This is a genomic window from Lentimicrobium sp. S6 (genome assembly GCF_013166635.1).
Taxonomy (GTDB): Bacteria; Bacteroidota; Bacteroidia; order Bacteroidales; family UBA12170; genus UBA12170.
Map to the genome: position 1 here is coordinate 25,770 of NZ_JABKBZ010000008.1, position 12,738 is coordinate 38,507.

11 protein-coding genes are annotated in these 12,738 nt (G+C 35.7%); 6 read left to right on the top strand and 5 right to left on the bottom strand.

Translation table 11 applies throughout. From position 1 onward, the window contains the following. Window positions 1-44 precede the first annotated feature (44 nt). Complete coding sequence (locus tag HNS40_RS04830) at window positions 45-1,676, bottom strand: NAD+ synthase (RefSeq protein WP_172278236.1); 1,632 nt, start codon at window positions 1,674-1,676, stop codon at window positions 45-47. 156 nt (window positions 1,677-1,832) lie between these two features. On the opposite strand from HNS40_RS04830, the gene rpe reads away from it, so the two are divergent. From rpe to HNS40_RS04845, 3 genes are all read left to right on the top strand, one after another. After that, window positions 1,833-2,495 carry a ribulose-phosphate 3-epimerase gene (gene rpe / locus HNS40_RS04835; protein WP_172278238.1) on the top strand — a complete coding sequence of 221 codons (663 nt, stop codon included), beginning with the start codon at window positions 1,833-1,835 and terminating at the stop codon, window positions 2,493-2,495. A gap of 102 nt (window positions 2,496-2,597) precedes the next feature. Then, the gene (rbfA, locus tag HNS40_RS04840; RefSeq protein WP_172278240.1) at window positions 2,598-2,936 is read left to right on the top strand and encodes a 30S ribosome-binding factor RbfA; all 339 of its coding nucleotides are present in this window, start codon (window positions 2,598-2,600) and stop codon (window positions 2,934-2,936) included. A gap of 6 nt (window positions 2,937-2,942) precedes the next feature. Then, window positions 2,943-3,770 (top strand): bifunctional 2-polyprenyl-6-hydroxyphenol methylase/3-demethylubiquinol 3-O-methyltransferase UbiG, encoded by an 828-nt coding sequence (locus tag HNS40_RS04845; protein ID WP_172278241.1) that lies wholly within the window; start codon window positions 2,943-2,945, stop codon window positions 3,768-3,770. 77 nt (window positions 3,771-3,847) lie between these two features. Here the strand turns inward: HNS40_RS04845 and dprA are convergent, their stop codons facing one another. Together dprA and pyk are read right to left on the bottom strand one after the other, a co-directional pair. Beyond that, window positions 3,848-4,957, bottom strand: a complete 1,110-nt coding sequence (dprA, locus tag HNS40_RS04850) for a DNA-processing protein DprA (RefSeq protein WP_172278243.1) — start codon at window positions 4,955-4,957, stop codon at window positions 3,848-3,850. A gap of 70 nt (window positions 4,958-5,027) precedes the next feature. Next, entirely contained in the window at window positions 5,028-6,467 is a 1,440-nt protein-coding gene (pyk, locus tag HNS40_RS04855) for a pyruvate kinase (RefSeq protein WP_172278244.1), read from the bottom strand. A 163-nt stretch (window positions 6,468-6,630) separates the two neighbouring features. Between pyk and HNS40_RS23665 the strand changes: the two genes are divergently transcribed. The 3 genes from HNS40_RS23665 to HNS40_RS04870 all read left to right on the top strand — a co-directional run bounded on the left by HNS40_RS23665 (window position 6,631) and on the right by HNS40_RS04870 (window position 9,282). Continuing rightward, complete coding sequence (locus HNS40_RS23665) at window positions 6,631-7,743, top strand: glycosyltransferase (protein ID WP_172278246.1); 1,113 nt, start codon at window positions 6,631-6,633, stop codon at window positions 7,741-7,743. Window positions 7,744-7,875: 132 nt separating this feature from the next. Beyond that, entirely contained in the window at window positions 7,876-8,985 is a 1,110-nt protein-coding gene (locus tag HNS40_RS04865) for an Mrp/NBP35 family ATP-binding protein (RefSeq protein WP_172278247.1), read from the top strand. Window positions 8,986-9,027: 42 nt separating this feature from the next. Beyond that, complete coding sequence (locus HNS40_RS04870) at window positions 9,028-9,282, top strand: NifU family protein (RefSeq protein ID WP_172278249.1); 255 nt, start codon at window positions 9,028-9,030, stop codon at window positions 9,280-9,282. Between the two features lie 165 nt (window positions 9,283-9,447). Here the strand turns inward: HNS40_RS04870 and HNS40_RS04875 are convergent, their stop codons facing one another. Together HNS40_RS04875 and HNS40_RS04880 are read right to left on the bottom strand one after the other, a co-directional pair. Then, window positions 9,448-10,272 (bottom strand): hypothetical protein, encoded by an 825-nt coding sequence (locus HNS40_RS04875; RefSeq protein WP_172278251.1) that lies wholly within the window; start codon window positions 10,270-10,272, stop codon window positions 9,448-9,450. A gap of 127 nt (window positions 10,273-10,399) precedes the next feature. Next, window positions 10,400-12,718 (bottom strand): BamA/TamA family outer membrane protein, encoded by a 2,319-nt coding sequence (locus HNS40_RS04880; RefSeq protein ID WP_172278253.1) that lies wholly within the window; start codon window positions 12,716-12,718, stop codon window positions 10,400-10,402. Window positions 12,719-12,738 lie beyond the last annotated feature (20 nt).

Consider the following 12,738-nt stretch of genomic DNA (forward strand, 5'->3'; position numbering starts at 1 on the left):
ACAAATAATAATAATAATAATAATAATGAAACTTCTTTGCTTTTTTAACTCAAATATTTAGCAACAATTGGAATCCTTCTTCCCATTCCAAATGCTTTAGAGCTCACACGTAAAACTGGGGAGGTTTGATAACGCTTGTACTCATTTAGGTTAACGAGTCGTAAAATGCGATGAACTAGAGCTTCTTCAAAACCCATGCCTATAAGTTCTTGTGGACCTTTGCGTTTCTCAATATATTGAAAGAGAATCTCATCTAAAATTTCGTAATCTGGTAAAGAATCAGAATCCTTTTGGTCAGGACGTAATTCTGCAGATGGTGGTTTAGTAATCGTGTTCCAAGGAATTACTTCTTCATCTTTATTCATGAACCGAGCCAGCTCAAACACGTCAATCTTGTAGACATCCCCAAGAACAGAAAGACCGCCATTCATATCACCATATAATGTTCCGTAACCTACCGCTGCTTCGCTTTTGTTGCTTGTATTGAGCAGAATACTTCCAAATTTATTGCTTAATGCCATTAGGAGGACTCCTCTAGAACGTGCTTGAATATTCTCTTCTGCAATACCAAAAGGCAAGCCTTTAAACTGTTCTTCCAACTCTTTCTCAAAAGCATTATAAATGTTTTTAATGGGGATGATATCGTAAGGAGAGCCTAAGTTTTTAGCTAAGTCTTCTGCGTCTTTCACCGAATGGTCGCTAGAATATTGAGAAGGTAATAATATGGAAGTTACATTTTCGGCTCCCAAGGCTTTTACTGCTAATACCAAAGTTACGGCTGAGTCTATTCCTCCACTTAATCCGAGGAGGGCTTTTTTGAAACCTAATTTCTCAAAATAGTTTCTAATGCCCATTACTAAAGCATCGTGTATCAATTCTATTTTACTAGTTTGACAAGTTTCCACAGGAGTTGACGAGAGCTTTTGAGTATCGAAAAGCTGAAAATCTTCCTCAAAATAACTCATCTCACCCACAATCTCAGCTTTCTCGTTCATCACCAAACTACCACCATCAAAAAGTAATTCGGTTTGTGCACCCACATGATTCACATACAATAATGGGATTTTGTACTTCTCCACATTCCTCTTCAATATATCTTTTCGCACTTCACGCTGATCGAAATGAAAAGGGCTGGCTGCTATATTGATCATCACATCTGGATGTTCTTTCACTAACTCATCCATAGGGTTAATGGTATATAGTGGAACATCTCCAATATTCCATAAATCCTCGCAGATAGTTAAGGCTATTTTCTCACCTTTGAAATCGATACATGAGAATTCTGAATTGGGCTCAAAATAGCGGTATTCATCAAAGATATCGTAATTGGGTAATAAGCTTTTGTGCTTGATGTCCTTAATCTTCCCATCCTCAATAAAGGCAGCAGAGTTAAATAATGGCTTTCCCTTATCGGCATGATTACGAGTGGGCAAACCCATGATGACAGCAATGTTTTTACATGATTCCGCAATTTTTTCGGTACTGGCCCAGCATTTATCAATAAAATCGTTGAATTCTAAAAAATCACGAGGGGGATAACCTGAAATCGCTAATTCAGAAAAAATTATTAAATCAGCTCCTTGACTTTGAGCTTTTTCAATATTCAATAAGATTTTTTGTTCATTGGAAGCAAAGTTTCCAATATGATAGTTGAGTTGTGCCAGTGCTATTTTCATGCTAAAATATATTTGCAGCAAAGATAGAAAAGCACCGTGAATTTTAGAAATCAATTTGTAATTCATAAAATTGCTAGTATTAAAGAATTAGTGTAGTTTTGCCGCCAAGAATTGTATGCCATTTCAACTGATTTAAACCCTTGAAAACGAATAGAAATGAAGACTAAAAAAATATCTCCATCATTGCTTTCTGCTGACTTTGTGAATCTAGAAAGAGACATTAAAATGCTGGAAAAAGGTGGAGCGCATTTGCTTCACGTAGATGTTATGGATGGACATTTTGTGCCTAATATCACTATTGGTCCTCCTGTGGTTAAAGCTATTAAAAAGGTTGCTTCCATTCCTTTAGATGTACATTTAATGATTGAAAACCCAGGTTTGTATGTGGATGATTTTATTAAAGCGGGTTCTGATTATGTAACTGTTCATGTAGAAGCAGCCCCTCATCTTCATCGTGTGATTCAGCAAATTAAAGCGGGTGGTGCAAAGGCTGGAGTTTCTTTAAACCCCCATACTTCCCTGTCAACTATTGAGAATGTTTTAGGAGATATTGATATGGTGTTGATTATGTCGGTAAATCCTGGATTTGGTGGGCAGAGTTTTATTCCTCAGAGTTTGGATAAAATCAGAAAGCTGAAAGCCATGTTGAAAGAGCACGGTGTGGAACATGTGGAAATAGAAATTGACGGCGGCGTGAAACTCGATAATATTAAAGAGGTTTCAGATGCTGGTGTGGATGTTTTCGTATCTGGTTCTGGGATTTTTGGGGCGGCAGATCCTCAAGATATGATTCAACAAATGATTAAGGAAATAAATTAGTACCGAATTGTGTCCTTAGAGCTTGAAAAATTACCATTTTATTAAATATTATTCATTAAAGCTTTTCAAGGGCTTTATATTGAAATTAATTACTTTTGCAGCATGGAAACAAAACGTCAAGAAAAAATAGCCAGATTAATACAGAAAGAAATGGGATTGCTTTTTCAGAAAGAGTTGTCTCACTTTGGTGGAGGGGGAATGGTTACTGTGACCAAAGCCAAAATCAGTAGTGATTTAAGTATTGCAAGAATATATGTGAGTCTTTTAGCAGTAGAAGATACTGCAGCTGTTATTCAAGAACTAAACGATAATAATAGAGATATTCGTTTTGCTTTTGGCAAAAAAATTAAAACACAATTGAGAATAGTACCTCATATTAAATTCTTTGAGGATGATTCCTTAGATTATTACGAAAATATTGAAAGACTCCTAAACGAATAAATAAAAATGAGATACGATCCCATTAAAAGAAGCCTTGGTAAGGTTTTTAATCAACATCCTTCCCTTAGAAAAATATTTTATAGTCTTCTCGATTTATTATTACTCAGAACTTGGCATGTGAAAAAAGCTTTTAGAGCTTGGTCAGAAAATGCAAAAGGAGAGGAGAATATTCTTGATGCAGGTATGGGATTTGGTCAGTATAGCTGGTTTATGTCACGAATGCTTCCTAAGGCTCAAGTAAAAGGAGTGGATGTGAAGGACGAGCAGGTGGCAGATTGTAATGGCTTCTTTACAAAAGTTGGACAAAAGAATGCTCATTTTAAAGTGGCCGATTTAACCAAGTTCGAAGAAAAAGATAAATACGATTTCATTCTTTCTGTGGATGTGATGGAACATATTGAAGATGATGTTCAGGTATTTAAGAATTTCCACGCCAGCATGAAAAAAGGCGGAATGTTATTGGTTTCAACTCCTTCAGATCAAGGAGGTAGTGATGTTCATGACCACGACCACGACCATGATAGTGGTGGAGAGCATTCATTTATTGATGAGCATGTGCGCGATGGTTATGGAATTGATGAAATTCAAGAGAAATTAAAGAAAGCAGGATTTAGTAAATCCGAAGCTCATTATAATTACGGCACTCCTGGAAAAATCAGCTGGAAATTGAGTATGAAATATCCTATTTTAATGTTGAATGTTTCTAAGGTATTTTTTATCATCTTACCTTTCTATTATTTGATTACGTTTCCATTTGCTTTGATATTGAACTATTTCGACTTAATAGGAAAACATCAAACAGGAACCGGTTTGATTGTTAAAGCTTGGAAGTAGGACCAATGCTAGAATGATTTAATGGAATAATGATTGAATAGGATAAAATCAACTATTCTAAACATATCGTAAAGCTTCTACCTCAATAACTGATAAACTTTCCCCGGCATACATTTAATTACGCCCTCAAATTCAAGATTAAGTAATGTGGAAGCTAGTTTGCTACTCGTTAAACCACTTTTTCCCATTAATATATCGATAGCACATTGCTTATTTTCTCTCAATAAATCAACAATCTTTTGCTCCTCAGGTTTTAAATCTAAGAATAGTTTGTGTTGTATGTTTTTAGGTTTTTTGGTCAAGTCCCAGGACAATTGATAGAGGAGGTCTGCCGCATTTTCAACAAGAGCAGCCCTATTGGTTTTGATGAGGAAATTGCAGCCTCTCGAGAATTGATCTTCTGGTCGGCCAGGAATGGCATAGACATCACGGCTATAGGAGTTGGCAATGTCAGCTGTAATTAACGAGCCTCCTTTTTTTGCTGACTCAACCACCAACGTTGCATCTGCCATTCCTGCAATGACTCTATTTCTCTGAGGAAAGTTAAAAGCATCGGGTTTGGTTCCAGAAACAAATTCACTAATGACTCCACCTTTTATCTGCATTTCATCTGATAAGCCTCTATTCACAGCAGGATAAATGGTATCTAAGCCATGGGCCACAACGCCAACCGTGGGTATTTTATGCTTGACACAAGCTTTGTGAGCCCGAGTATCAACTCCATAAGCCAAACCGCTAACTACTAAAACCCCAGCATCCTTTAAGCCTTCCACTAAAGCATCCGTGGTTTCTTTTCCTCTTTCGGTGATATTTCTTGTTCCTACTATGGCGAGGATTCTATCATAATTCAAAACGTCTATTCCTTTGTAATAGATCAATAGAGGGCTATCCATGGCTTGTTTTAAGCGATATGGGTATTGGGCATCGTTGAAGAATAGTGCTTGTATGTTTTCCTTTTTGATGAAGGCCAATTCTTTCTCGGCATCTGCTAAGATGGATTGTTCTGAGATAAGAGTGGCTAATTTACTACCAATTCCTTCTATTTTTTCTAAATGACTTTTCTTTTGTTTAAAAACGCCTTCGGCTCCTCTGCAATAGGCGACGAGTTTCTTTCCGTTTATGCTTCCAACTCCAGGTAATAGGCTGACGCCAATTTCATAGATAAGATCTTGATCGGTTTTTATCATGCTGTTATTCTTATTGTGGGAATGCGAATATACGGAAAATGACTGATCTTATTTCTCCTTGTGGTTAATTTTAACTTCCAATCAAATTCTCAACAGTAGCAATTTCAATATAAGAGGCTCCTATGGCTTGACCAAAATTCCCAGAGATAACAGCAATTAAATTATCCTTATTGAAGGTTTGCTTATGCTTTAGATTTTCTAGGGCCAAACGGATAAAGTTGGTGTGATCTTCTGGAACTTTCATGAAATCGATATGAACCCCATATGACAAGGCCAGTTTTCGCATAGTTTGGGCATTATAACATTGGGCATAAATGGTATGTCTTCCTCTATATGCTGCTAAAGAACGAATGGTGTTCCCGCTTGTCGTATCTGCAATAATGGCTTCCAAATCTAACTTTTCAGATGCCTCTACAATGACCTTTGTAAGTTGAGCAGCTACTTGCTCATTTATGGAATTACAATCTTTATTGAATTCCGACTCCAATTTAAGTTGAGATTTATAAGTAAGGGTGGTCCCTTCTACTTCTTTTGCAATACGAGTCATCATCTGTACTGATTCGAGAGGATACTTCCCATAGGCAGTTTCTCCACTTAGCATAATGGCATCCGTACCATCAAAAATAGCATTAGCAATGTCACTAACTTCTGCTCTTGTTGGGCGTGGATTTTCTATCATACTATGTAGCATTTGTGTAGCAACAATTACTGGGCGGCGCTTTTTTATTGCAATATCAACCAATTGCTTCTGAACTAATGGAAGTTTTTCAGGAGATATTTCAATGGCTAAATCTCCTCGTGCTACCATGACACCATAGCAAACATCTAAAATTTCCTCAATGTTTTTTACGCCTTGTTCGTTCTCTATTTTCGCTATAATACTAATATTACTATTCAACTCATCCAGGATATTTTGAACTGCAAAGACATCCTCTTTATTTCTTACAAAAGAATGAGCAATAAAGTCTACATTTTCTTCCACTGCAAATCGTATAAAGTCTTTGTCTTTTTCTGAAATTGATGGTAATTTGATATGGATTGAAGGGATGTTGACACTCTTTTTCCCAACGAATTTACCAGAGTTCATAACTTTGCAATCCAGATAGGTGGAGTGTTTCTTGATAACTTCTAATTCCATTTCACCATCATCAATGAGTATCTTGCTACCCTCAGGGATGTCTTCCACAAAATGAGAATAGTTTACTCCAATATATTCCTCTTTACAGGCCAATTCTCTATCACCAGTTAGTTTTACAATGTCGCCGTATTCAACTTTTATGGCCTCATCTAAAGGAAGTGTTCTTATTTCGGGGCCTTTGGTATCGACTAGGATGGCGATTTTGTCAGAAACGGCTCTTGCATTATTTATTATTTGTCGGCTACCTTCAAAACTAGCATGTGCCGTGTTGATTCTGATGACATTCATGCCATTGTCGAATAGGTCTTTCAGGAATTCCACGGAACAATTCAGATCGGAAATGGTAGTGATGATTTTGGTTCTTTTTCTCATATTGGTTTTTGGTTTTGATCTACCGCAAAGATAGGTAATCAATTGATGATATTCACTGTTATTCTGTGCTTTAAGTTGAAAAAATACTTATTGATTGTTTTATATTAAAGGTGTTTAGAAATCACATCATCTCTTTTAAGTTGTAAAATCATTGAAAAACAGGGTGTTTAATTCTAATGATAATTATATTCTAAAATCATTATCTTTGTATGCTATGCCCAAAACCTTAAACATACTATTTTCTCCTTTAGATTGGGGATTAGGACACGCTTCTCGTTCCTTACCTTTGCTTCAATATTTGGAGGCAGAAGGTCATCACTTGATGATTGGGGTAAATCAGCTCACCAAATCTTTCTTGCAAGAACATATATCTAGAGCTGAGTTTTTTGATATGTCATCCTATGGAATTACTTATTCAAAATCAGCTTCTTTTATCACTTTTGCGGCATTGGCGCCACGTATCTTAAAAGCTAAAAAGAAGGAGTCTGAATGGGTGAAGGATTTTGTGTATGGTCATAAGGTAGACTTGATTATTTCTGATAGCCGTTTTGGTTTTCGACATCCAGAAATCAAAAGTGTGATAATTAGTCATCAGCTTAATTTACAATTTCCTAAAGGTTGGGCAAAAGTGGGTAAGCGAGCTCAAAAAGTAAACGAGAAATGGTTAAACGAGTTTGATGAGGTATGGATTCCTGACGAAGAGAATCATTATCTATCTGGAGATTTGTCAAATAGTAGCCTCCTCAAATCACGTTTTATTGGTATACAAAGCAGGATGATAAAAGAGGAGTCTGAGCGACCAGAATCAGATCCTTATATTTTGTGTATTCTTTCGGGACCCGAGCCACAGAGAAGTATCTTGGAGAAAAATATCCGTCAGCAGTCACCCCAAATTAGAGAACATGTAGTAATTGTTGGAGGAAGGCCTGATAAGCCATGCAAAATTTTTAATTGTGCCAATACCACTTACCACCATCATCTTGATACAAAAACATTAGCTCAGTATATTCAACATGCCGATTTGGTGATTTCTCGTTCCGGCTATTCCAGTTTAATGGATTATTATCAATTAGAATGTAAGAAGATGTTTCTGATACCTAGCCCAGGACAAACAGAACAAATCTATCTAGCTAAGCGAATGAAAGAAATGGGAATTTGTGATTTTTCACTTCAGAAGTCTTTTTCTTTGGTGGAAATAATAAAAAGTGAAGAGGTTTGGGAGGGTTTTAATAATGAACTCAAGCCATTGGACCTGTCAAGATTGCTTCATTTTTAACTAGAACTACTTGGTCCCAGCTTTGATACTCAGTATTCCCCCTAAATAATTCATAAGACTTTCTAAATAACGTTAATCTTATTTATAATAACTTTAAATTACCTATTTTTGCAGCCTTAAAAATGATCAATTATGTCAATTACAAAAGAGAATATTCTTGAATCACTGAAGAAAGTATTGTATTTCCCTAAAGCCAATAATGTGGTGGATTTAAATATGGTAGAGAATCTTCAGGTTGATGGTAAGAAGGTAAGTTTTGCTTTGGTTTATCCAGAAGCTAATGATAAAAATGCTCATATTATGAAAGATGCTGCCGATAGAACGATTAAGGCAGATTTAGGGGACGATTTATTACTACAAATCGAAACGCTTTCGGAGCAACAAGCAGGTCGTGGCCCATTGGGGAAAGTAAAAAATATTATTGCTGTAGCTTCTGGAAAAGGTGGAGTTGGTAAATCTACTGTAGCCACTAACTTGGCATTAGCTTTGGCAAAAACAGGAGCCAAGGTGGGTTTGTTAGATGCCGATATCTATGGGCCCTCGATGCCTATCATGATGGGACTTAAAGGCGAAAAGCCTGGTGCCGTTGAGGATGGAGGAAAAACTAAAATTCTTCCAATTGAAAAATTCGGAGTTAAAATGCTTTCTATTGGTTTCTTTATTGAGGAAAATAAAGCCCTAATGTGGAGAGGATCTATGGCTAGTAATGCTTTACAGCAATTGTTTAACGATGCTGTTTGGGGTGAACTAGATTATATGGTTCTTGATTTGCCTCCAGGGACAGGAGATATTCATTTGACATTGGTACAATCAGTACCTGTTACAGGAGCTGTAATTGTTACCACCCCTCAAAACGTGGCATTGGCAGATGTTCGTAAAGCTGCAGATATGTTTAATAACCAAAATATTAATGTTCCTATTTTAGGAGTGGTTGAGAATATGGCTTATTTTACTCCTGCTGAATTGCCAGACAATAAGTATTATATCTTTGGTAAAGGAGGAGGTCAGATCGTAGCTAATGAGTTAAATGTAGACCTTATTGGTCAATTACCCATTGTAGAAGCAATTGCGGTAGGCGGAGATTCAGGAGTTCCTGTAGTAATGGACGAAAACTCACCTGTTACAGCGGAGTTTATGAAAATGGCTGTCACTTTAAAAGCTAAAGTTGAAGCACGTAATGTTGAAATGGCACCAACTCCAATTGTCCAGATTGATCCAAATGCAAATTGTGCTACAGACTAATCAAATTTTAACTATTTTTGCACTCTTTTAAAACAGAATAATATGGCTAGCAATAAAGCAGATTTAGAACGTAAAGTACAGGGAATCATAGAGCAAATAAGACCTTACCTTCAGAATGATGGTGGTGATATTAAGTTTATTGAAATCACCGACGAAAACATTGTAAATGTTGAGTTATTAGGTGCATGTGGTTCTTGCCCATACAGTACAATGACCTTAAAGAACGGTGTTGAGGAAGCGGTTAAAAAAGCACTTCCAGAAATCAAATCCGTAGAGGCTATTAATGTAGGAATGTAAGATTCTAAGAAAATTTTAAATAAAGAAACCGAGCATTATTTGTTCGGTTTTTTTATGTCTTCATGTGTTTGGATTGATTTCATTGTTAGAAGAAAAATATTCTTAATAATAAGATTACTAGGGTTTTAATGTGGATAGAAACAGGGAAGAGTGTATCAAGAGTGTCTAGTTCTTATCTTCTAACATAATAAATGCATCTTCAGCTACTTCAATGCTATGATAATCTACATTATAATGTAAATAATTGAAATGACTCCTCTTTTCTGGTGGTAGTTGATTCCAAATATAAGTGTTGAGCATTAAATCGTAAACATAGGAGGCATGAGTTTTACCCATATCAGAAGCAAAATCATATATGTCTTCTAATTCTATATCGTATTTGGTATACTGGTATTTATAATCAAAACTCCAGTCTTCTTGATAATAATCTCCGAAAACTTCATCTGTAATAAATTGCTCATCAAAATAAGTATAGCCCTGTATGGAATCTTTCATGGAAATCTCAAACCAAGTACTTAACGCTATTAATTGATACTCGATTTCTTTATTTCTTTTCATGAAATTAATTTGTTCTTCAATTAGATATTTGGCAGTATCTTCAGTCAATTCCATTTGAGCAAATTGAACGATATAAGATGTGCTCTGGGAATCAAGAAACTCATTGAGAGCATCAGGGAAGTATACATTCAATCCATATTCTTTCGCTTGGCTGGTGAAGCTTTTATAATAGAGTTCTAAAAAAGCGCTATCCGAAATATGTTGAATATATTTACTACTAAAGAATCTAGCGGAGTCTATATTGTTATAATTTCCATAGGGCAGACCTTTTTCGTTAAACATATAGAGGATGTCAGGAGGCACGAGCATTACTGAAGTGGTTTTCGCCTCTCCTTCGATAAATTGTAAAGCCAATTTACGTTCCATGGTACAGGAACTAAAAAACACTCCAAAACCAATAAATCCTAATATGATTTTTAATGATATTTTCATCGCTGCGAAAATAAGCAATTTTAATGCCATTCTATAATTCTTAAATTCAAAAGAATTCCTAAAATTAGTTTAGGTGATAGGGTTTTTAAGGGAGTTATGGTTATTATAGCTTAACAATTGTATTCGCCTAGAAAGGATAACCAATACCAAAGCTCCAATAGATATCTGAGATATGAGCCTTGGGTAATACAAATCTATCACCATTGTCTTTTGCTGGATCTATAAATTTAGCCGCTCCATCGAGCCGGATAATGAAAAAATCTAAATCCAATCTAAATCCAATTCCTCCATCCATAGCAAACTGTTTATAGAAAGTATCGAGGTTGAATTTTCCTCCTTCAAAGGCATCACTTTTGTATAATTGCCATATATTTCCAATATCAATAAACGCTGCTCCTTTTAAATAGCTGTATAATGGAAATCGATATTCTAGGTTGGCTTCGATTTTTATATCACCCATTTTATCATAACCTGGGCCATAAGGGTTTTTGTAAATACCAGGTCCTAAATCTCTATATGCCCATGCTCTCATTCCATTAGCTCCTCCACCATAAAAGCCTTTTTCGAAAGGTAACGCTAAACTATTTCCATAGGGTAATCCAAGTCCTGTGTTGAATCGGTAAATAATGCCCTGTCGGTTGGTGAGTGCAATATAGTGGCGGTAGTCTAATTCTAATTTTAAATATTGGGCATACCTAATTCCAAAAACAGTATAATATCCGTTTGTTTTTTTAGCATTGAACAATTCCGATAAACCATAGGATAGATTCCCTGCAGCTTCAAAACGGGCATTGAAAAACTTAAAGCTCTTATGTTTTCGGATTTCTTGAGAGTTATAAATGAAATCATATTTTAAAGCAGCAATAAAGTGGTCTTGGTATTGATCTTTATAGCGTAGATTACTAATGGTATCGAGGGCTGCTTGAAATTCATCCGAGGGGTAGATTTTAATTACGCTCACGTCTAGAGCTGTGAGTCGGTGAAAAACAAATTTCTTTTGTCTCCACTCATAACCAAACTGAAAGCTAGTTAGATGTCGTTTGTAGGAGGGGCGAAGCTGGTAATTATACCCAAATTGGATAACAGTTTGAGGTTTGAAGTATTTTGGAAATCGGCTCTGTTTGATAGGAACGATAAAGCTTGGGCTATAAATACTCAATAAAACCCCATATTCCAGAGTGTTGAAGAATAAAAACTTACTAGTATTTTCATATCCATTATATTTCCTGTTCTCAAATGCTGTTGTGAGTCGAAGACTTAATAGTTCTCCTCCTCTAAAAAGACTTTTATTTCCATAGTGAACCCCTAATCTTACTCCCAAATCCCCACTGGAGTTGGTTCCGTCGGTCTCTAAAGTATAGTATTGAAGTTTGCTACGATATAATTTAATGTGAGTGTCTAGTTTGTCGTTTGAAGAATCCTCAGTTGTTCTGTAATTAATATCTATATATTTAAATGTAGGAAAGCGATTGAGTTTTTGATAGGTTTCTTTTAGGTCGCGACTATTAAAATCCTCATCAGGCTCAATAAAAATGGATTGAGCAATGACATTTGGGTTAACTCTGAGTTTGTTTTTATAGAGAAAATGGTAGGTACCTATGGCTTTTGCTTTTCTGGTTGTTGCTAAGTCCACTACTAATGTATCGTAAGCTTGATTAAGTTTCTGATCGGTTTCGTAGTCTGTATAGATATAGACATTATCTATTTTGTAACGTGTAAAATGACCAGTTATGGTATCTGAATCTTTTGAAAGTGGAGGGTTAATTTTGGTTATGATATGAACTTGATGATTATTCAATGCAGTATCAACCAGGTAGTTTATATATTCGGGGTTAAACTTAAAATAGCCTTGATTCCTAAGGGTTTCTGAGATTCTTGTTCTTTCATCATCAAGTGTGTAAGTATTGAAGTCATCTCCTGCTTTTAATAGGCTTCCAGATTGAATATCAATTTCTGATAGGGTTGTGTCGATGAAGTCGTATTCTATTTTACCTATAGTATAAGCTTTTCTTGTTGTTACATTATAGGTAATGACAGCTTTATTGGGTTTATGTTCAATATATGAAAACACATCAGCCTTAAAATATCCATTATTATGTAAATAAGCTTTGATGTCTGTTTCTGACTTCTTAGTATCGCTTTGGTTCCAGATGACTGGTGCATCACCGAAAACTTTCATGATCCATCTGTTGAAACCATTGTCATGTTTGTTTTTGTAGGTTTTATAAATCCAAAGATTATAATAAAAGAAAGCCAAAGCTTTCGGAGTTTGGGGCTGAGTAATAAATTCTTCTAATTCTACTTTAGAAATTTTATTATTGTCAATTATCTTGATATGATTTTTCGCAACTATTTGTCTATTTTCTGGTATACTCCGTTTGAGGCTGCAAGAGCCCATATAGTTGAGGAGAATAAGAAGTGTAATGATTCTTAAAATAGTTTTCACGCAAACAGCACCTTAATAAA

Coding starts and splice junctions, on each gene's coding strand:
- HNS40_RS04830 (WP_172278236.1), bottom strand. CDS start 1,676: ATGAAAATAGCACTGGCACAACTCAACTATCATATTGGAAACTTTGCT.
- rpe (WP_172278238.1), top strand. CDS start 1,833: ATGAAGACTAAAAAAATATCTCCATCATTGCTTTCTGCTGACTTTGTG.
- rbfA (WP_172278240.1), top strand. CDS start 2,598: ATGGAAACAAAACGTCAAGAAAAAATAGCCAGATTAATACAGAAAGAA.
- HNS40_RS04845 (WP_172278241.1), top strand. CDS start 2,943: ATGAGATACGATCCCATTAAAAGAAGCCTTGGTAAGGTTTTTAATCAA.
- dprA (WP_172278243.1), bottom strand. CDS start 4,957: ATGATAAAAACCGATCAAGATCTTATCTATGAAATTGGCGTCAGCCTA.
- pyk (WP_172278244.1), bottom strand. CDS start 6,467: ATGAGAAAAAGAACCAAAATCATCACTACCATTTCCGATCTGAATTGT.
- HNS40_RS04865 (WP_172278247.1), top strand. CDS start 7,876: ATGTCAATTACAAAAGAGAATATTCTTGAATCACTGAAGAAAGTATTG.
- HNS40_RS04870 (WP_172278249.1), top strand. CDS start 9,028: ATGGCTAGCAATAAAGCAGATTTAGAACGTAAAGTACAGGGAATCATA.
- HNS40_RS04875 (WP_172278251.1), bottom strand. CDS start 10,272: ATGAAAATATCATTAAAAATCATATTAGGATTTATTGGTTTTGGAGTG.